At 44.2% G+C, this 18,383-nt stretch carries 18 protein-coding genes; 7 read left to right on the top strand and 11 right to left on the bottom strand.

Features of this window, described 5'->3' with window-relative positions:
- Window positions 1-47 precede the first annotated feature (47 nt).
- A complete protein-coding gene (rsmI, locus tag AACV32_RS02800; protein WP_013856074.1) occupies window positions 48-914 on the bottom strand; it encodes a 16S rRNA (cytidine(1402)-2'-O)-methyltransferase in 867 nt (288 codons plus the stop codon).
- A gap of 69 nt (window positions 915-983) precedes the next feature.
- Between rsmI and AACV32_RS02795 the strand changes: the two genes are divergently transcribed.
- From AACV32_RS02795 to AACV32_RS02780, 4 genes are read left to right on the top strand one after another with little or no spacing between them, the layout of a single operon-like run.
- Window positions 984-2,789, top strand: coding sequence for a penicillin-binding protein activator (locus AACV32_RS02795; RefSeq protein ID WP_170895633.1), 1,806 nt, complete (start codon window positions 984-986; stop codon window positions 2,787-2,789).
- Window positions 2,776-3,144 (top strand): YraN family protein, encoded by a 369-nt coding sequence (locus AACV32_RS02790; protein WP_170895622.1) that lies wholly within the window; start codon window positions 2,776-2,778, stop codon window positions 3,142-3,144. The genes AACV32_RS02795 and AACV32_RS02790 overlap by 14 nt, the downstream gene beginning before the upstream one ends.
- Window positions 3,145-3,147: 3 nt before the next feature.
- Complete coding sequence (locus tag AACV32_RS02785; protein WP_010318025.1) at window positions 3,148-3,738, top strand: phosphoheptose isomerase; 591 nt, start codon at window positions 3,148-3,150, stop codon at window positions 3,736-3,738.
- 3 nt (window positions 3,739-3,741) lie between these two features.
- The gene (locus tag AACV32_RS02780; protein ID WP_170895621.1) at window positions 3,742-4,311 is read left to right on the top strand and encodes a BON domain-containing protein; all 570 of its coding nucleotides are present in this window, start codon (window positions 3,742-3,744) and stop codon (window positions 4,309-4,311) included.
- Between the two features lie 86 nt (window positions 4,312-4,397).
- On the opposite strand, the gene sspB is transcribed toward AACV32_RS02780, so the two are convergent.
- The 8 genes from sspB to zapE all read right to left on the bottom strand — a co-directional run bounded on the left by sspB (window position 4,398) and on the right by zapE (window position 10,722).
- Window positions 4,398-4,877 carry a ClpXP protease specificity-enhancing factor gene (gene sspB, locus AACV32_RS02775; RefSeq protein WP_026027949.1) on the bottom strand — a complete coding sequence of 160 codons (480 nt, stop codon included), beginning with the start codon at window positions 4,875-4,877 and terminating at the stop codon, window positions 4,398-4,400.
- Between the two features lie 9 nt (window positions 4,878-4,886).
- On the bottom strand, window positions 4,887-5,522 hold the full coding sequence (gene sspA / locus AACV32_RS02770) for a stringent starvation protein SspA (RefSeq protein WP_026027272.1): 636 nt from the start codon (window positions 5,520-5,522) through the stop codon (window positions 4,887-4,889).
- Window positions 5,523-5,619: 97 nt separating this feature from the next.
- Window positions 5,620-6,357 carry a cytochrome c1 gene (locus AACV32_RS02765; protein WP_094123837.1) on the bottom strand — a complete coding sequence of 246 codons (738 nt, stop codon included), beginning with the start codon at window positions 6,355-6,357 and terminating at the stop codon, window positions 5,620-5,622.
- Window positions 6,354-7,619 carry a cytochrome b gene (locus tag AACV32_RS02760; RefSeq protein ID WP_017046505.1) on the bottom strand — a complete coding sequence of 422 codons (1,266 nt, stop codon included), beginning with the start codon at window positions 7,617-7,619 and terminating at the stop codon, window positions 6,354-6,356. Before AACV32_RS02760 ends, AACV32_RS02765 begins: the two co-directional genes overlap by 4 nt.
- Window positions 7,619-8,215: a ubiquinol-cytochrome c reductase iron-sulfur subunit gene (petA, locus tag AACV32_RS02755; RefSeq protein ID WP_010318038.1), complete on the bottom strand. Its 597-nt coding sequence runs from the start codon at window positions 8,213-8,215 to the stop codon at window positions 7,619-7,621. The genes AACV32_RS02760 and petA overlap by 1 nt, the downstream gene beginning before the upstream one ends.
- A 326-nt stretch (window positions 8,216-8,541) precedes the next feature.
- Window positions 8,542-8,934: a 30S ribosomal protein S9 gene (gene rpsI, locus AACV32_RS02750; protein WP_010318040.1), complete on the bottom strand. Its 393-nt coding sequence runs from the start codon at window positions 8,932-8,934 to the stop codon at window positions 8,542-8,544.
- Window positions 8,935-8,949: 15 nt separating this feature from the next.
- Window positions 8,950-9,378 carry a 50S ribosomal protein L13 gene (rplM, locus tag AACV32_RS02745; RefSeq protein WP_013856066.1) on the bottom strand — a complete coding sequence of 143 codons (429 nt, stop codon included), beginning with the start codon at window positions 9,376-9,378 and terminating at the stop codon, window positions 8,950-8,952.
- Window positions 9,379-9,615: 237 nt separating this feature from the next.
- Window positions 9,616-10,722, bottom strand: coding sequence for a cell division protein ZapE (gene zapE, locus AACV32_RS02740; RefSeq protein WP_170895620.1), 1,107 nt, complete (start codon window positions 10,720-10,722; stop codon window positions 9,616-9,618).
- A gap of 144 nt (window positions 10,723-10,866) precedes the next feature.
- Between zapE and zapG the strand changes: the two genes are divergently transcribed.
- The 3 genes from zapG to degS all read left to right on the top strand — a co-directional run bounded on the left by zapG (window position 10,867) and on the right by degS (window position 13,998).
- Window positions 10,867-11,310, top strand: a complete 444-nt coding sequence (gene zapG / locus AACV32_RS02735; RefSeq protein ID WP_017046504.1) for a Z-ring associated protein ZapG — start codon at window positions 10,867-10,869, stop codon at window positions 11,308-11,310.
- Window positions 11,311-11,426: 116 nt separating this feature from the next.
- On the top strand, window positions 11,427-12,791 hold the full coding sequence (locus tag AACV32_RS02730; RefSeq protein WP_026027948.1) for a Do family serine endopeptidase: 1,365 nt from the start codon (window positions 11,427-11,429) through the stop codon (window positions 12,789-12,791).
- Window positions 12,792-12,933: 142 nt separating this feature from the next.
- Window positions 12,934-13,998 carry an outer membrane-stress sensor serine endopeptidase DegS gene (gene degS, locus AACV32_RS02725; RefSeq protein WP_026027947.1) on the top strand — a complete coding sequence of 355 codons (1,065 nt, stop codon included), beginning with the start codon at window positions 12,934-12,936 and terminating at the stop codon, window positions 13,996-13,998.
- A gap of 77 nt (window positions 13,999-14,075) precedes the next feature.
- Here degS and parC read toward each other — a convergent pair whose 3' ends face one another.
- Both parC and parE read right to left on the bottom strand, forming a co-directional pair.
- Entirely contained in the window at window positions 14,076-16,352 is a 2,277-nt protein-coding gene (gene parC / locus AACV32_RS02720; protein WP_017046502.1) for a DNA topoisomerase IV subunit A, read from the bottom strand.
- Window positions 16,353-18,236 carry a DNA topoisomerase IV subunit B gene (gene parE, locus AACV32_RS02715; RefSeq protein WP_017042666.1) on the bottom strand — a complete coding sequence of 628 codons (1,884 nt, stop codon included), beginning with the start codon at window positions 18,234-18,236 and terminating at the stop codon, window positions 16,353-16,355.
- Between the last annotated feature and the right edge of the window lie 147 nt (window positions 18,237-18,383).

Raw genomic sequence — 18,383 nt, 5'->3', positions numbered from 1 at the left:
GCGTTTAATTATCCATCGATTTAAAACATCAAGATGCCGCTGGCTAATTAAGCAGATAGGTTTTCAAGCCCCCACTTATAAAGGGCATTTTTCTTAAGGTTATAAATTTCAGCCGCCAATGCGGCCGCTTTTTTCAGAGGCAGCTCTTTTGTCAAAATCGCTAAACTGCGCAATGCTTCGTCCGGCAAGCTATCGTCCACGCTTTCTCTGTAACCATGGATCAGTAACACCATTTCACCACGCTTGCGGTTCTCATCTTCATTAATCCAATTAATCAGTTCGCCTAACGGCAAACCTTGAATCGTCTCGAAGGTTTTGGTGAGCTCGCGGGCTAGCACCACGTTACGATCTGGCCCTAAGATAGCTAACATATCTTGCAGTGATTCGCTAATTCGGTGTGGTGACTCATAAAAAATACAGGTGCGTTCAGCCTTAGCGATCTCTAGGAATTTATCTTTACGCCCTTTGCTTTTCGGCGGCAAAAAACCTTCAAAACTGAAACGATCAGAAGGCAAGCCTGATGCACTGAGCGCAGTAATCACAGCACAGGCGCCCGGAAGTGGCACAACTCTCACACCAGCTTGACGACATTGATTGACAAGATGGTACCCTGGATCACTGATCAGTGGCGTTCCTGCATCAGAAACCAACGCAATAGATTGCCCTGATAATAATTTATCGACTAACACTTGTGCTTTTTGCTGTTCGTTGTGATCATGCAAGGCAAAGGTTTTAGTCTGGATATTGAAGTGAGCGAGAAGTCTGCCAGTATGGCGTGTATCTTCCGCAGCGATAACATCAACACTTGAGAGTACTTCAATGGCTCGCTGGGTAATATCACCCAAATTGCCAATTGGCGTAGGAACAATGTAGAGAGTTGGGATCTCTGCTGGCAAGGTTTTGCTATCTGTCATTTGTTTACCATCACTTCAACGATTAATATAGAGACAATTTTACACGGAATAACGAAAGAACTCATGGCTATGAAGAACCATCCGAGACTCAGTGTACCACGCTTATTCACGCCCGTTGCATTAGCAATGGCTTTGGCGGCGTGTTCGTCTTCACCGTCGACGCCCACCTCAGTCGATATTACGCAAGATCCCACCAAGTCAGCGCAAACTTACTTGATGCAAGCAGATAGTAGCCAAGGTCCACTGCAAAATGATTGGTTGATCATGGCTCTTAAAGCCGCCATTAACGAAAACAACAGCGAACAAGCGCAACTGTTGATTATGCGCTTAGCCAAACAGTCGCTCTCTGAAGCGCAACAAGCTGAATGGCAAATGGCTAAAGCGCAGTTGTTGAGTAATGCGGAACAGTTTTCACAAGCGCTCTCTCAGCTTAATTTTCAGGCTTGGTGGAAGCTAAGCCCTGAAACATGGGCTCAATACCATCAAATGCGCGCCGATATTTTTACCGCGCTCAGCCGCCCTTTTGATTCAAGTAGGGAGCTTATTGCATTAAGCACTTACGTTGATGATGCCGAGCAAGAGGCGATTGCCGATCAAATTTGGCTCAATTTCAATCACTATAGCGAACGTGAAATTACCCAATTCAATCCAGAGCCTAACGAAAACGTGCTCGATGGCTGGCTACAACTGGCTGTATATATGAAAACGCTCAATAGCAATATTCCGCAGCTGAAGAATACGCTCGAAAAATGGCTTGCGGAAAACAGCAATCACCCAGCGGCTCGTTATACGCCTAAAGCGATACAAGATATTTTAGCGCTGGAGATCATCAAGCCCACTAACACCGCGTTGTTACTTCCTCTTTCAGGAAAGTTTGCCACGCAAGCTCAACTGATCCGTGATGGCTTTATCATGGCGATGATGAATGACCGTAACCGTGACCTCAATGCTACCTTGACTGTGATTGATACCAATGTCGAAGACGCCGCGCTCATAGACAAGCAACTGATTGAAAAAAACATTGATTTCATTGTTGGACCACTCATCAAAGAGAACATCGAGAATCTACATAAGCTTCAACAAGCACGCTTAGCTTCTATCCCTACGCTGGCGTTGAATATTCCAGACCAAATTGAAGATCATCCTAACACTTGCTATCTTGCACTTTCGCCAGAGCAAGAGGTTGAACAAGCCGCTAAGTATCTGTTTAGCCAAGGCTATCAATACCCTTTAATACTCGCTCCTCAAGGTAATTACGGCCAGCGTGTAGTAGAAGCGTTTAACGCAGAATGGCAAAAATACAGCAAGAATAAAGTATCGGTGAACCTATTTGGTGATAAGCGTCAATTGCAACGCAACATTAACTCAGTATTTGGTCTGCAAGATAGCCAACAAAATATCGCGCAAATGGATGCGTTGATGGGTATTGATTTACAAAGCCTGCCCCGCAGTCGTCGTGATATCGATTCGGTTTATATCGTGGCTAACAGCGCAGAATTGACTTTAATTAAACCCTTTATCGAGGTCGCAATTAACCCTGACACTAAGCCACCCAAACTGTTTTCAAACTCTCGTAGTAACAGTGGTAACACACAGTATGAAGACCTCTCTGGTGTAACTTATAGCGATATTCCATTACTCATTCATCCCAATTCAATGCTGGATAATGAAATGAACCAATTGTGGCCAAAGAACTCCAATAGCGAGCGGCGCTTACAAGCATTAGGTATGGATGCTTATCAGTTAATGATTGAGTTGCCACAAATGAAAGTCGTCGAGGGGTATAGTATCGATGGCAAAACAGGCACATTAAGTATTGATGAGCAATGCGTGGTACAGAGAGAGATCAGTTGGGCGGTGCATGGCGCTCTTTAGTCGCCGCGCAGTTGGTCAACAGTATGAAACCGCAGCCAAACACTATTTATTAGGTTGTGGTTTGACTTTTATTGAACAAAACTTCAATACCAAAGTCGGTGAAATCGACCTCATTATGCGAGATAAAAACACCTTAGTGTTCGTAGAGGTTAAATACAGAAAAAACCAATGTCATGGGCATGCCGCAGAAATGGTTACTACCGCAAAAATGGCAAAGTTGATCAAAACCGCGAATTTATGGCTACTGAAACATGGCCTATCGCCCTATGACACCGATTTTCGTTTCGATGTGATCGCCATCCACCAAGATGTGCACCACATTGAGTGGATTAAAAACGCAATAACTCAAGGATAAACGATGCTCGACAGCATTAAAGACAGTTTTACCGAAAGCATCCAAATTCAAATTGCGGCTGCTGAAGCACTACCCCATGCGATCACGCATGCTGCACAAGCCATGGTGGCAACGCTACTTAACGGTCATAAAATTCTCTGTTGCGGTAATGGTGGCTCTTCGGCCAATGCCCAGCTTTTTTCTTCTTGCTTACTGAACCGTTTTGAAACTGAACGTCCGAGTTTACCCGCCATTGCATTAACCGCAGACAATACCACGTTAACCGCAGTTGCTAACGACTATCACTACCAAGAAATATTCTCTAAACAGGTACGTGCATTTGGTCAGCCTGGTGATGTTTTGTTGGCTATTTCAACCAGTGGTAACAGCAAAAACATCATTAAAGCGATGGAAGCGGCTGTGACTCGTGATATGACGATTATCGCTCTCACAGGCAAAGACGGTGGAGAAATGGCTGGTCTTCTAGGTGAAAATGATGTGGAGATCCGCATCCCCTCGCAGCGGACGGCTCGAATCCATGAAGTTCATATGGTCACCCTACACTGCTTATGTGACTTGATTGATCAAGTCCTTTTCCCTTCTCATGAAGAATAGACAATGAATAGATTAAAACTTTCACTCATTCTACTGTTGAGCTTTGCTGTATCAGGTTGTGCAGGAGTTATCCTTGCTGGCGCGGCAACAACAGCGAGCCTAGTAACAGACCCTCGAACCACTCAAGAAATTTGGAATGATAATAACATCGAATTTGAAGTAGCAGGTATCGCCAATAAAACCCCCTTTAACGGAAAAACTCGCATTACGGCCAGTTCTTATCAAGGGATTGTCGTGTTGATGGGACAAGCTGAAAACTCCGGATTACTCAATGAGTTTGAAAATAAAGCACGTGAGACAAAAGGGGTCAAAACCATTCATAATCAAGTCAGAATAAAAGCGCCTTTATCAATTGGCGAAATCAGTAACGACAGTTGGATTACGACTAAAGTAAAATCAGCGCTGTTGGCCAATTCTGAACTGAACACAATCAAAATCAAAGTAATCACAGAAAATAGAGAAGTATTTTTACTTGGCTATGTATCGGCAGAACAGGCTAATCTAGCCAGTGATATTGCCCGAAACATATCAGGCGTAAAACAGGTGATTAAGGCATTTCAATACAGCGAATAACCTCGGTTATCCTTTGTTTTTTTTAGAAAAAAAGCAGCGAATATCGCTGCTTTTTCGATCATGACTGCTTAATGTGTGAAAATGAGTTACTTAATAACTCTTAAGCTTGGTTTTCCCTTCGGCCGAGAAGTTTCTTGTGCTCGAGTCTCTAATAATTCCTCATCTTCTTGAGAAGCAACGCTTAACATCGGCTCTTGTTCAGATTCCTCTGTTATGCCCGCTTCTAGATAAGGGATATAGGCCTCTTCAGGTTCAAACATAGTACCTGCACCGTTTTCACGTGCATAGATAGCTTGCACTGCGTACAAAGGCACTATGACCGAATGAGGACGTCCGCCAAAGCGAGCATTGAACGTAATCGCTTCATTACCAAGCTCAAGGTTACCTATCGCTCTTGGGGCAAGATTAAGGATAATTTGTCCATCTTGCACAAACTCCATCGGCACTCGTACACCTGTAAGAGTAGCATCCACAACAACATGAGGAGTCAATTCATTTTCTAATAGCCAATCATAAAATGCTCTAAGCATATAAGGTCGGCGAGGAGTCATTTGAGAGATATCCATCAAACTGCCTTAACGAACTAAACGCATCTCACGTTCAGCTTCTGTTAAAGAAGCCAAGAATGAATCACGCTCAAAAACACGATTCATATATACTTTAAGCTCTTTAGAGCCAGGACCAATCAGATCAATACCCAAAATAGGTAAGCGCCATAGTAATGGAGCTAAATAGCAGTCAATGAGGCTAAACTCTTCACTCATAAAATATTCGTATTCCGCGAACACAGGACCAAGAGTAAGCAGATCATTGCGTAATTTATTACGAGCAGCTTCTGACTCTTCCGCATTACCCTTCACGACTTTCTCAGCCAGTGAGTACCAGTTTTTCTCAATACGGTAAATCATCAAACGGCTATTACCACGAGCCACAGGATAAACAGGCATCAGCGGTGGATGAGGGAAACGCTCATCTAGGTATTCCATGATGATCTTTGAGTCATAAAGAGCAAGCTCACGATCAACTAACGTTGGTACTGTCTTATATGGGTTTAGCTCAATAAGGTCAGCTGGCAGATTGGTTTCATCAACTAATTCTACTTCAACACTGACACCTTTTTCCGCTAGAACAATACGTACCTGATGACTATACATATCAGATGCACTCGAAAATAGCGTCATCACAGAACGTTTATTGGCAGCTACAGCCATGGAGCCCTCCAGCACACTTACAGATATAAAAACAATGGAGGCCAAGCCTCCATTGAAGATTCTAAAAATTAGAAATTAACGCCGCATGGTAGCACAATTAATGCACATCACGCCAATATTCTTTCTTCAATAGAACAACCACGATAGTAAATAGCACAAGGAATGCCATTACCCACCAACCTAAAGTTTGACGTTCAAGCTTTACTGGTTCTGCTGAATATTCAAGGAAGTTAACAATGTCACGGACCGCTTGATCATACTCACTTTGGCTCAGCTCACCCGTTCCATCAGACTCGGCACCAATAACAGCCTTGACTTCCTCGCCATTGACAATATGAGTACCATAAACTGGTTGTGGGATCCCTTGTAGCTCTTCAAGCACATGAGGCATACCGACACTTGGGAATACGATGTTGTTTACGCCAAAAGGCCTGCTAGGATCGGCATAAAATGAGCGAAGGTAAGTATACAACCAATCTGTTCCTCGAACACGAGCCACAAGCGTTAAATCTGGTGGTGGTGCACCAAACCATTTCGCTGCCGACTTATCTGGAATCGCATTCTCCATCAGTTGACCAATTTTGGCATTCGGATCAAAGATCAAATTCTCTTTCATCAAATCCGAGGGAATATTCAAATCATTCGCTACACGCTCATAACGCTGGTACTGAGTTGAGTGGCAACCAAAACAGTAGTTCATGAATAGCTTTGCACCATGCTGCAATGATGCTTGATCTGTTAAATCATTATTTGCTTTATCTAAATGTACATTTGCGCCAGCTGCCAAAGCAAGAGATGGCAGCATTGCAAACAAAATTACAATCCACTTTTTCATTTAAATGTCACCCTCTCTGGTAATGGTTTCGTTGCTTCATTTTTGCTGTAGAAGAACAACAAAACAAAGAACATGAAGTAACCAACGCTAAATATACGTGCAAGCATTGTGTAAGTGGCTGTCGCAGGTAACGCACCTAAAACACCTAACGCAATAAAGCAGATAGTGAACTGAATAATATTGATTAAGTGGAACTTACTACGATAACGGTAAGAACGAACCTTACAACGATCCAGCCATGGCAATAAGAACAACACCACAATCGATGCACCCATCGCAGCCACACCAATTAATTTATCAGGAACAGCACGTAAAATTGCATAGAAAGGCGTGAAATACCAAACAGGTGCGATGTGTGCTGGCGTTTTTAGTGGGTTTGCCGCTTCAAAGTTAGGCGGCTCAAGGAAGTAGCCCCCCATCTCTGGGTTAAAGAACAACACATAACAGAACAGGATTAAGAAACCAGCTACACCAATAAGATCTTTCACTGTCCCGTAAGGATGGAATGGAATCGAATCAATGATGTCGTATTTCTTGGTGTAGTAGTCATGAAATTTAAACTGCGTTTTATAATCATCGCCCATCGACCCTTTTGGTACTTTGGTTTCGATACCGTCAGGGTTATTAGAGCCGACTTCATGCAGTGCTAATATATGGAGAACAATTAGCAACAATAAAACAATAGGTAAAGCAATCACATGCAGTGCAAAGAAACGGTTCAGAGTGGCACCTGAAATAACGTAGTCACCACGTATCCATAGAGTTAAATCATCACCGATAACGGGGATTGCACCGAACAAAGAGATAATAACTTGCGCTCCCCAATAGGACATTTGTCCCCATGGTAGCAAGTATCCCATAAAGGCTTCGGCCATCAACACTAAGAAGATCAGCATGCCAAATAGCCATAGCAGCTCACGAGGCTTCTGATAGGAACCGTAAATTAAGCCACGGAACATATGTAGATAAATCACCACAAAGAAAGCTGAAGCGCCAGTGGAGTGCATATAGCGCAGTAACCAACCATACTCAACATCACGCATGATGTATTCAACAGATGCAAAAGCCCCTTCACCTGATGGCACATAGTTCATGGTTAGCCACACGCCAGTGAGCAGTTGGTTAACAAGAACCAACATGGCTAACGATCCAAACAAATACCAAAAGTTAAAGTTTTTCGGCATTGGATATTCAGATAGGTGTTTTTTGTAAGCGTTCATTGCAGGTAAACGCTTTTCTACCCAATCAAGTAAAACTTGCATTATGCAGCCTCCCCGGTCTCATCTAATCCTATGACAATACGAGTATCGCTAAGATACATATATTGAGGGATAACCAAGTTTAGTGGTGCCGGAACACCTTGAAAAACTCGACCCGCCATATCAAATTTCGAACCATGGCAAGGACAGAAAAAACCAGATTTAACCCCTTGAACTTGTTCACTAAAAGAATCAGGCAAATAAGTAGGTGAACAGCCAAGGTGAGTACAAATACCTACAGCAACGAAATATTCAGGTTTAATCGATCGATAAGCATTTTGCGCATAATTAGGCTGCTGCTGCTCATCCGATTGAGGATCTCGAAGTTGGTTTTCGATATCTTTTAGCCCATCGACCACTGATTGAGAACGACGAACAACCCAAACAGGTTTTCCTCGCCACTCAACACGAACCATTTGCCCCTCTTCAAGTTTACCGATTTCAACTTCAACGGGGGCTCCAGCCGCTTTGGCTTTGGCACTTGGGTTCCAAGATTTAATAAAAGGAACGGCGACAGCAGCGGCTCCTAACCCTCCGACAACGGCTGTTGTCGCGGTTAAGAAACGTCTGCGACCGTTATTTAAAGGCGCATTGCTCATCCAAACATTCTCCCATTTGCTCCCTGTGGATTATTATTATTCCGCTTATCAAGAGCATGGCTAACAAAATACGAATCTAGTTGTATTTATTTGATGGCAAATCATAAATAAAACCCTACTTTTTGACAAGATAAAGCTACCTTTTCGTAACATTCGTGAAGTAAATCGCACGTGAGGTCACAAAAGGAAGATTAAAGAGCAACAACCAAATGATGTGATTAAAAAAATGAGTGTTTGCTAACACCAAAAAACAAAAAGCCCGGTATAAATACCGGGCTTTTGAACCACAATCCAGTAACACTGGAAGCGAATCTTTTGAAAAAAGATTAACGCTTAGAGAATTGTGGTTTACGACGTGCTTTACGCAGACCAACTTTCTTACGTTCAACGCAACGAGCGTCGCGAGTAACGTAGCCAGCTGCACGTAGAACAGGACGTAGTGATTCGTCGTATTCCATTAGAGCGCGAGTGATACCGTGACGGATAGCACCAGCTTGACCAGAAATACCACCACCTTTAACAGTGATGTATAGATCTAGTTTCTCAGTTAGTTCAACTAGCTCAAGAGGTTGTTTAACAACCATGCGAGAAGTTGGACGACCAAAGTAAACATCAAGGCTACGCTTGTTGATTACAATGTTGCCGCTGCCTGGTTTAATAAAAACGCGTGCAGCTGAGCTTTTGCGACGGCCAGTGCCGTAGTATTGATTCTCTGCCATTTTCGAAATCCCCAATTAGATGTCTAGTACTTTTGGTTGTTGAGCAGCATGGTTGTGCTCAGCGCCAGCGTAAACTTTCAGCTTACGGTACATAGCACGGCCTAGAGGACCACGTGGTAGCATACCTTTAACCGCTAGCTCAATAACCATCTCTGGCTTACGAATAATCAGCTTGTCGAAAGTGATTGATTTTAAGCCGCCTGGAAATTCAGTGTGACGGTAGTAAGTTTTAGCTGCTGCTTTGTTACCAGTTACAGTAACTTTCTCAGCGTTTACAACGATGATGTAATCACCAGTGTCTACGTGAGGAGTGTATTCAGCTTTATGTTTGCCACGTAGGCGAGATGCAATTTCACTTGCTAGACGACCTAGAGTTTTACCCTCAGCGTCTACGATATACCAGTCGCGTTTTACAGTTTCTGGTTTAGCAACGAAAGTTTTCATGCTAATAATAACCCGTTAAATAAAATTTACACTAAAAGGAGCATTAAAATGCCCCCACTGTCTAAGAGTCCAAAGTTGCCCCTTCGAGCGTTTGGTTTCTCTCGGCCTCTCGTTTCACAGAAACAGGCCTGCAGTAACGGTGGGTCGCAGGATTATAGGGAAGTCAGTAGAAAAAATCACCTCTTTTTGAACAAAATCACGAATTTTTTATTTTGCTTTAAAAGTGTTCGGATTGAGCTAGGCCAGATGTTCCCTTGATAAATACTCATGACTTTGCATTTCAATTAACCGCGACTGACAACGTTTGAATTCAAACTCAAGTTGCCCATGCAGATACAGATCGTCCAGCGCCACTTCGGCGGAGATAATTACTTTTACATGTCGTTCGTAAAATTCATCAATCAACGCAATAAAACGCCGCGCTGCATCATCGATGGCGCGATCCATTTGCTTCACATCAGCCAGCAGTACTGTATGGTAAATTTTGGACAACTCAATGTAATCGTTTTGGCTTCTCGCCGTTTGGCATAACTGTTCAAATGTCGCATGTAAAATACCATCACTAGCCTTTACAACAGAGAGGGTGCGATGATTGATTTCAATCTCACTGCGTGCTTCTTTTTTCTCGTCACCAACCAATTGCCGATAGTAATGTTGTAAATTGTGGCTTGCTGCTTCATCCAATGGATAGTGGTAAATTTCCGCTTGCTCTAATGTTCTTAAGCGATAATCAATGCCACTATCGACGTTCAACACATGACAGTGTGATTCAATCAAAGCAATTGCAGGGAGAAAGCGTGCTCGCTGCAAGCCGTTGCGGTATAAGTCGTGCGGTGGAATATTCGATGTCACCACTAAGATAATGCCGCGCTTAAACAGTGCTTGAAACAAGGTACCCAAAATCATCGCATCGGTAATATCTGATACAAAAAATTCATCAAAACAGATAATTTCCGTTTCAGACTTTAAAATATCGGCAACCTTTTCTAAGGGCTCTTCAACTCCAGCCAGCGCCTTCAGCTCATCATGAACTCGATACATAAAACGGTGGAAATGCACTCGCATTTTGCGAGTGGTTGGCAGAGCTTCAAAAAACGTATCCATTAGATAGGTTTTTCCTCGCCCGACACCGCCCCAAAAATAGAGCCCTTTAGGTAAGTTAGGCTGTTTAGGTTGGCGGCCAAGCCATTTGGTCCAAACCGCGGAGAGCTTAACTGGTTGGTTAAGATAATCCTGAAACTGATGGTAGAGTAAATCCAGCGCATCGACGGCGCTTTCTTGGGCAGAGTCTCGCTGAAAACCGAGTTTTTTTACATCGTGTTCATATCGCTGTTTTGGTGTCATGACCGCCTACTGCACTAAAGAAAATGGAAACTGCTATTTCGTGTATTTCGCTTTATTGGCTAGAGCAGTCATAGTAACATGTCCAAGCGACGTGTGTAACCAACAGGTAAAAAACATGTTAAATAACAACAATAAGGAGCTGTTATGCCTTGGATATATGCCATTGTAGGCTTGCTAGTAGGGGCCGTGTTGGGAATGGTCATTTCACGATTGACTACGCCTCAATATAAAAACCAAAAGTCTCTACAAAAAGAATTAGATAACGCGAAATTTAGTTTGGAACAACAACGCCAAGAATTGTCGGATCACTTTGCTCAAGCGGCAGAAATACTCGATACCCTAGGTAAAGATTATACAAAACTGTATCAACACATGGCCAAAACATCGTCTGAAATTCTGCCGAATATGCCAGAGCAAGATAACCCATTTATCAAAAAAATCGCTCTGCATAATGATACAGAGAAAAGCAACGATGACATTTTGGAACAGCCACCGAAAGATTATGCCAATGGCGCAACAGGGCTTTTTAATACCCCTAAAAAAGAGATCATTCATTCTGCAGACGTGGTTAAGGTGAAAGCCGTTTAATCTGAATTCATGAACTTTATAAAGGTTTTTGAGTCATAAACCTCACGAGAGTGTTGAAGTTTTGTCTTTCGTACAAATATTAAACTTCGAACACAGTTATTCCAAAGGAGCTTATGATGAAAAAACCTTTACTTCTTTTAACCGCTCTATCGTTAAGTTTAAGTTCAATCATCACCCCACTACCCGCAATGGCAGCGCTACCCTTTTCTGTCAGTGGTGAGCCACTGCCGAGCTTAGCACCGATGCTAGAGCAAGTGACACCAGCGGTTGTGAGTATCTCAGTTGAGGGGACTCAAGTCTCCCATCAACGTTTACCCGAGCAGTTTCGATTTTTCTTTGGTCCTGACTTCCCAATCGACCAATCGCAAGAACGGCCATTTAGAGCATTAGGCTCTGGTGTCATTACTGACGCAGACAAAGGCTATGTTGTGACTAATTATCACGTCATCGATGGCGCTGATAAGATTCGCGTCAAACTATACGACGGCCGAGAATACGATGCGGAGCTCGTCGGTGGCGATAAAATGTCCGATGTCGCGCTGATCAAACTCAAAAAAGCAAAAAATTTAACCCAAATTCGTATCGCAGATTCAGACAAACTGCGTGTAGGTGATTTCACTGTCGCGATCGGGAACCCGTTTGGTCTTGGTCAAACGGTGACTTCCGGCATTGTTTCTGCGCTAGGACGAAGTGGACTTAATCTTGAAAACTTTGAGAACTTTATTCAGACCGATGCCGCGATTAACAGTGGCAACTCTGGTGGTGCCTTAGTCAATCTCAATGGTGAATTGATTGGGATTAATACCGCGATTCTTGGGCCGAATGGTGGCAACGTTGGGATAGGTTTTGCAATACCATCAAATATGATGAAAAACTTGACCGAACAGATCTTAGAATTTGGTGAGGTAAAACGTGGCGTGCTCGGTGTTCAAGGGGGTGAAATAACCTCTGAACTGGCTGAAGCGCTAGGCTATGAGTCAAGTAAAGGGGCGTTTGTTAGCCAAGTTATTAAAGATAGCGCCGCCGATAAAGCAGGGATCAAAGCGGGTGATGTCATCACAGCTATTAATGGAAAAAACGTTTCTACCTTCAATGAATTAAGAGCCAAAGTGGCAACATTAGGTGCAGGTAAAAAAATCACAATCGATGTTATCCGCGATGGTAAAAGCAAAACCTTCGACGTAACCTTGAGTGAAAACAACACCACAACTAAAGCAGAGCAACTGCACTCGGGGTTGACTGGTGCGGCACTGACCAATACGACGGATCAAGACCCAATCGCTGGCGTTAAAGTGACTGCTATAGAGAAAGGGTCAGCGGCAGAAGCGTATCAACTACAAAAAGAGGACATCATCATTGGTGTTAACCGCCAACGAGTGAAAAACCTCGCACAATTACGCGAAATTTTGGAGAAAAAGCCGAGCATACTTGCGCTGAATATCCAACGAGGTGATAGAACTATTTACTTGGTTATTCGCTAATTAGTGAGAATCTCTTGTCGAGTGATCAGGGCAGCATTTAAATGCTGCCCTTTTCTTATTCAATCATGTAGTGCTATTCTTCCTCTCTCAAGCTCAGGTGTAAAATAAGCTGAGTATATAGCGGGTTTTGTTTGGGGAAGATATGCTTAACTTTTTACTTCGTTCAGTGGGGCTTGGGCTTCTCGCTGCTATTGTTATTTTACTAGCGGTTCCCTCGCTACGTTCAAATGTTCTCCCGCAAATCGCGGCCGAAGAGTCTCCCAATGCGCTCTCTTTGCAAATTTCGTTTAACCAAGCCGTTCGCCGCGCCGCACCTGCTGTAGTCAATATTTACAACCAAAAATACACCGAAAGCGATCGCAGTAAACTGTCGATTCAAGGGTTAGGTTCTGGTGTGATTGTGAGCGAGAAAGGGTACATCATTACTAACTATCACGTAGTAGCCCAAGCCGACCAAATCGTAGCGGCCTTACAAGATGGCCGTCTCGCAGCAGCGCAATTAGTAGGCAAAGATCGACGCACGGATATCGCAATTTTGCGAATCGAAGGAACGAACCTTCCCGTTATTCCACAAAATCCCAATTACTCGGTGAAAGTTGGCGATGTGGTACTGGCCATTGGCAATCCATACAACCTTGGACAAACCACTACTTTTGGTATCATTTCTGCCACTGAACGTTCATCAGTCAGTACCGATGGACGTCAAGCTTTCATCCAAACTGATGCGGCCATTAATGAAGGCAATTCAGGTGGAGCTTTGGTCAACACTCAAGGAGAGCTCGTCGGTATTAACACGGCTTCGTTTCAACAAGCAACTGAAATGAAAACCGATGGTATATCATTCGCGATTCCTTACAAATTAGCCAATACCATTATGGAAAAAATCATTGCTGATGGACGCGTGATTCGCGGCTATATCGGTATTGATGGGCAAGATATTACTCCAGTAACATCTCGCCTACTTGGCAGTGAACATATTGGCGGCATAGTTGTGTTGGGCATTGACCCCAATGGCCCTGCGGAAACGGCTGGTTTTAAAGAGCGGGACATTATTCTAAAAATTGGCGGTAAAAAAATTAATGGTCGCAAGAGTGTGATGGAAATTGTCACTGACTTGCGCCCAGGTACCGTTGTCGATGTGCTCATCTTACGTAAGGGTGAAGAGATGACACTTCCCGTGACAATTGTTGAAGACCTACGCGAATAAAACTAAGCCACCAAAAACAAAACAAAGAGACATAAAAAAGCCCCCAACTCACGAAGGGGGCTTTTATTTATAGACTTTTACTCTTGCTCAAGATCTGAATCACTAAGTTCTGATTCAATCTCAATCGCAGTAACACGTTGTAACCCTCTCGGCAGTAAGCTACCTCGACGTCCACGCTCACCACGGAAGTTTTCTAGATCGCTGGCTTTTAAACCAAGTTTGCGTTTGCCGGCATAGAGCGTAATAGCCGCTCCTTGAGGCAAGGAGATTAAGTGTGACACAAACTCTTCACGCTCTTTGGACTTAGCCGCAGGAATATTGATTATTTTGTTGCCTTTGCCTTTGGTTAGCTGTGGTAAATCTTTGATTGGGAATAGCAACATTCGGCCCTGATTCGTGATCGCTAAAATGTCATCAGACTCCAAATTACCGATGGCCTGCGGCGTCATTACCTCTGAGTTCTCAGGCAAATTAACTAAGGCTTTACCACTACGGTTTTTCGACAGCAGTTCACCACCTTTACACACAAAACCATAACCGGCATCAGAGCCCACTAACCAGAGTTGCTCCTCTTCCCCCATCACTACTTGGCGAATAGACGAGCCCTCTGTGATGTTGAGACGACCCGTAATCGGTTCACCTTGGCTGCGCGCCGAAGGTAGCGAGTGAGCTTCAAGCGAATAACTTCGACCATCGCTACCCAAGAATACGACCTGTTGATTGCTCTTACCACAAGCATGAGCCAAATACTGGTCGCCGGATTTGTAGCTCAAACTTTGGCAATCCACATCATGCCCTTTGGCATGACGTACCCAGCCTTTTTCCGAAAGCACAACGGTGATCGCTTCACTTGGCACAAGGTCACGCTCAGTCAACGCTTTAGATTCAGCACGCTCAATCAGTGGTGAACGGCGATCATCACCGTACTTCTCAGCATCCGCTTTGATCTCTTTCTTCAACAATGTGTTCAAGCGACGCTCAGAACCAAGCAACTGCTCTAATTTTTCGCGCTCTTTGGCAAGCTCATCTTGCTCACCACGAATCTTCATCTCTTCAAGTTTGGCTAAGTGGCGAAGTTTGGTATCTAAAATCGCATCGGCTTGAATAGCACTAATACCAAAACGGGCCATCAGTACCGCTTTAGGTTCATCTTCAGTACGAATGATTTCAATCACTTCATCAATATTCAGATAAGCAATGAGCAAACCTTCCAAGATGTGCAAACGCGCCATGACTTTATCAAGACGGTACTGTAAGCGGCGGCGAACCGTGGTGCGACGAAACTCAATCCACTCAGAAAGAATGGTCACTAAACCTTTCACTTCAGGACGATTGTTTAAGCCAATCATGTTCAAGTTAACACGGAAGCTTTTCTCTAGATCGGTTGATGCGAACAAGTGGCTCATCAACAAGTCACAATCTACGCGGTTAGAACGCGGCACAATAACAATACGCGTAGGGTTCTCATGATCCGATTCATCGCGTAAATCTTCAACCATTGGCAATTTCTTCGCGCGCATTTGGTTAGCGATTTGTTCGAGCAATTTAGCGCCTGAGACTTGATGAGGTAATGCTGTGATCACAACATCACTACCCTCTTTATGCCAAACCGCGCGCATTTTGATACTGCCGCGACCTGAGCGATATATTTTCTCAATTTCAATTCTGGGTGAAATAATTTCCGCTTCGGTCGGATAATCTGGCCCTTGCACGTACTGCATCACATCATGCAGTTGCGCTTCCGGGTTATCGATCAGGTGAATCGTCGCATCGGCAATTTCACGCACATTGTGTGGCGGGATATCGGTCGCCATGCCCACCGCAATTCCCGTGACGCCATTGAGCAAAATATGAGGTAAACGCGCCGGCAGCATTTGTGGTTCTTGCATTGTGCCATCAAAGTTAGGCTGCCAATCAACGTTGCCTTGTCCAAGCTCACCCAGTAAAACTTCAGCGAATTTAGACAGTTTCGCTTCGGTATAACGCATCGCCGCGAAGGATTTTGGATCGTCCGGAGCACCCCAGTTACCTTGACCATCCACCAGTGGATAGCGGTAAGAAAAGGGTTGTGCCATTAATACCATCGCTTCGTAACAGGCCGAATCACCGTGCGGGTGGTATTTACCGAGCACGTCACCAACGGTACGCGCTGATTTTTTGTACTTGGCTGACGCCGAGAGTCCAAGCTCCGACATCGCATAAATAATACGTCGCTGTACCGGTTTTAAACCATCGCCAATATAAGGCAGTGCGCGGTCCATGATGACGTACATCGAATAATTGAGATAGGCGTCTTCAGTGAACTTACGCAGCGGCAGTTTCTCAACACCATCAAAGGTTATTTCAGTTGACATTTATTGCACCTCTGCCATATCGCCATAACGTTGCAACCATGCGCGGCGGTCATCTGCACGCTTTTTACCTAGCAACATGTCCATCATCTCATCCGTTGCTTCAGCATCATCAATGGTCAGTTGCACCAAGCGGCGCGTGTTTGGATCCATCGTTGTTTCACGCAATTGAAGCGGATTCATTTCACCCAAACCTTTAAATCGCTGGACGTTGATTTTGGCTTTTTTCTGGCTAAGTCGCTCTAAAATGCCCTCTTTTTCAGCATCATCGAGTGCATAAAAGACCTCTTTGCCGCAGTCGATCCGATACAAAGGAGGCATCGCAACAAAAATATGACCCGCTTTGACTAATGCTCGGAAATGTTTGGTAAATAAGGCACAGAGCAAGGTGGCAATATGTAAACCATCAGAGTCCGCATCTGCGAGAATACAGATTTTACCGTAACGCAATCCATCGAGATCGTCGTTATCAGGATCAATCCCAAGCGCAACAGAAATATCATGCACTTCTTGTGAAGCCAGCACTTGGTCTGCCGAGACTTCCCACGTATTTAAAATTTTCCCACGCAGTGGCATAACCGCTTGAAATTCACGATCGCGCGCTTGCTTAGCACTGCCGCCTGCTGAATCCCCTTCGACAAAGAAGATTTCCGTGCGGCTCAGGTCTTGCACTGAACAGTCGGTCAATTTACCGGGGAGCGCGGGGCCTGATGCGATTTTTTTCCGTACCACTTTTTTGCTGGCTCGCATGCGGCGATGCGCATTGGCTATGCACACTTCGGCAAGTAATTCAGCGAGTTGTGGTTTTTCATTCAGCCATAAACTAAAGGAGTCTTTTATTACACCTGAAACAAAAGCCGCGGTTTGACGTGAAGAAAGGCGCTCTTTGGTTTGCCCTGCAAACTGTGGGTCTTGCATCTTAACCGACAACACATAAGAACAGCGGTCAAAGACATCTTCACCAGTTAACTTAACGCCACGCGGCAACAGGTTGCGGAATTCACAGAATTCACGCATCGCATCGAGCAACCCTTGGCGTAAGCCGTTAACGTGCGTACCACCTTGTGCGGTAGGGATTAAGTTAACATAGCTTTCAGTGATCATCTCACCACCTTCAGGTAGCCAAATCACTGCCCAGTTGGCCGCTTCAGTTTCAGCGACAAACTCACCCGTAAATGGCTCTTCAGGCAATAAGGTGTAGCCCTTTACACCTTCTGCGAGATAATCTTTTAAGCCGTCTTCGTAGTACCAACGGTGCTCAAGATTGTTAACCTTATCACTAAAGGTGATCTCGAGCCCCGGGCAAAGTACCGCTTTAGCGCGCAAATTATTGATTAGGCGAGTCACTGAAAAGTTAGGCGAATCAAAGTAGCTGGTATCGGGCCAAAAGTGGACACTCGTCCCTTTATTGCGACGACCACAGGTGCCAGTTACTGTCAATTCCTCGACTTTATTACCGTGCTCAAACGCCATTTCATAGATTTGCCCATCACGGCGAACGGTCACTTCCACACGCTTGGATAGGGCATTCACTACGGAAATACCTACCCCATGTAAACCACCGGAGAACTGGTAGCTTTTGTTTGAAAACTTACCACCCGCATGCAATTTACAGAAGATAAGCTCAACGCCTGATATTTTCTCTTCAGGGTGAATATCAACAGGCATACCACGCCCATCATCGATCACTTCAAGTGATTGATCTGCGTGGAGAATAACTTGTACCTTGGAGGCATATCCGGCTAGCGCTTCATCGACACTGTTATCGATAACTTCTTGGCCTAAATGGTTAGGTCGCGCGGTGTCCGTATACATCCCAGGTCGGCGACGTACTGGTTCTAAACCATTAAGAACTTCAATGGCCCCAGCATTATATTGTTCAGTCATAATACGGAATGCTTTTATAGATAAATGATTCGTTACTTTTTCGACAGTTTATCAATGATGTGCTTGTGATTAATTAACGACAACAACGCTGATTTTTTCAGCATTACAAACTGCAAAAGTATAGATAGGACATAGTCTGGAAGAGCC

Source organism: Vibrio sp. B7 (assembly GCF_963888765.1).
In the GTDB taxonomy this organism is placed as follows: Bacteria; Pseudomonadota; Gammaproteobacteria; order Enterobacterales; family Vibrionaceae; genus Vibrio; species Vibrio anguillarum.
The sequence above is the reverse complement of the archived record's forward strand: the minus strand, read 5'-3'. Positions and strand labels throughout refer to the sequence as shown.

What these genes read in the sequence shown, in the direction of transcription:
- rsmI (WP_013856074.1), bottom strand. Translation starts at nt 914, where the DNA reads ATGACAGATAGCAAAACCTTGCCAGCAGAGATCCCAACTCTCTACATT.
- AACV32_RS02795 (WP_170895633.1), top strand. Translation starts at nt 984, where the DNA reads ATGAAGAACCATCCGAGACTCAGTGTACCACGCTTATTCACGCCCGTT.
- AACV32_RS02790 (WP_170895622.1), top strand. Translation starts at nt 2,776, where the DNA reads ATGGCGCTCTTTAGTCGCCGCGCAGTTGGTCAACAGTATGAAACCGCA.
- AACV32_RS02785 (WP_010318025.1), top strand. Translation starts at nt 3,148, where the DNA reads ATGCTCGACAGCATTAAAGACAGTTTTACCGAAAGCATCCAAATTCAA.
- AACV32_RS02780 (WP_170895621.1), top strand. Translation starts at nt 3,742, where the DNA reads ATGAATAGATTAAAACTTTCACTCATTCTACTGTTGAGCTTTGCTGTA.
- sspB (WP_026027949.1), bottom strand. Translation starts at nt 4,877, where the DNA reads ATGGATATCTCTCAAATGACTCCTCGCCGACCTTATATGCTTAGAGCA.
- sspA (WP_026027272.1), bottom strand. Translation starts at nt 5,522, where the DNA reads ATGGCTGTAGCTGCCAATAAACGTTCTGTGATGACGCTATTTTCGAGT.
- AACV32_RS02765 (WP_094123837.1), bottom strand. Translation starts at nt 6,357, where the DNA reads ATGAAAAAGTGGATTGTAATTTTGTTTGCAATGCTGCCATCTCTTGCT.
- AACV32_RS02760 (WP_017046505.1), bottom strand. Translation starts at nt 7,619, where the DNA reads ATGCAAGTTTTACTTGATTGGGTAGAAAAGCGTTTACCTGCAATGAAC.
- petA (WP_010318038.1), bottom strand. Translation starts at nt 8,215, where the DNA reads ATGAGCAATGCGCCTTTAAATAACGGTCGCAGACGTTTCTTAACCGCG.
- rpsI (WP_010318040.1), bottom strand. Translation starts at nt 8,934, where the DNA reads ATGGCAGAGAATCAATACTACGGCACTGGCCGTCGCAAAAGCTCAGCT.
- rplM (WP_013856066.1), bottom strand. Translation starts at nt 9,378, where the DNA reads ATGAAAACTTTCGTTGCTAAACCAGAAACTGTAAAACGCGACTGGTAT.
- zapE (WP_170895620.1), bottom strand. Translation starts at nt 10,722, where the DNA reads ATGACACCAAAACAGCGATATGAACACGATGTAAAAAAACTCGGTTTT.
- zapG (WP_017046504.1), top strand. Translation starts at nt 10,867, where the DNA reads ATGCCTTGGATATATGCCATTGTAGGCTTGCTAGTAGGGGCCGTGTTG.
- AACV32_RS02730 (WP_026027948.1), top strand. Translation starts at nt 11,427, where the DNA reads ATGAAAAAACCTTTACTTCTTTTAACCGCTCTATCGTTAAGTTTAAGT.
- degS (WP_026027947.1), top strand. Translation starts at nt 12,934, where the DNA reads ATGCTTAACTTTTTACTTCGTTCAGTGGGGCTTGGGCTTCTCGCTGCT.
- parC (WP_017046502.1), bottom strand. Translation starts at nt 16,352, where the DNA reads ATGTCAACTGAAATAACCTTTGATGGTGTTGAGAAACTGCCGCTGCGT.
- parE (WP_017042666.1), bottom strand. Translation starts at nt 18,236, where the DNA reads ATGACTGAACAATATAATGCTGGGGCCATTGAAGTTCTTAATGGTTTA.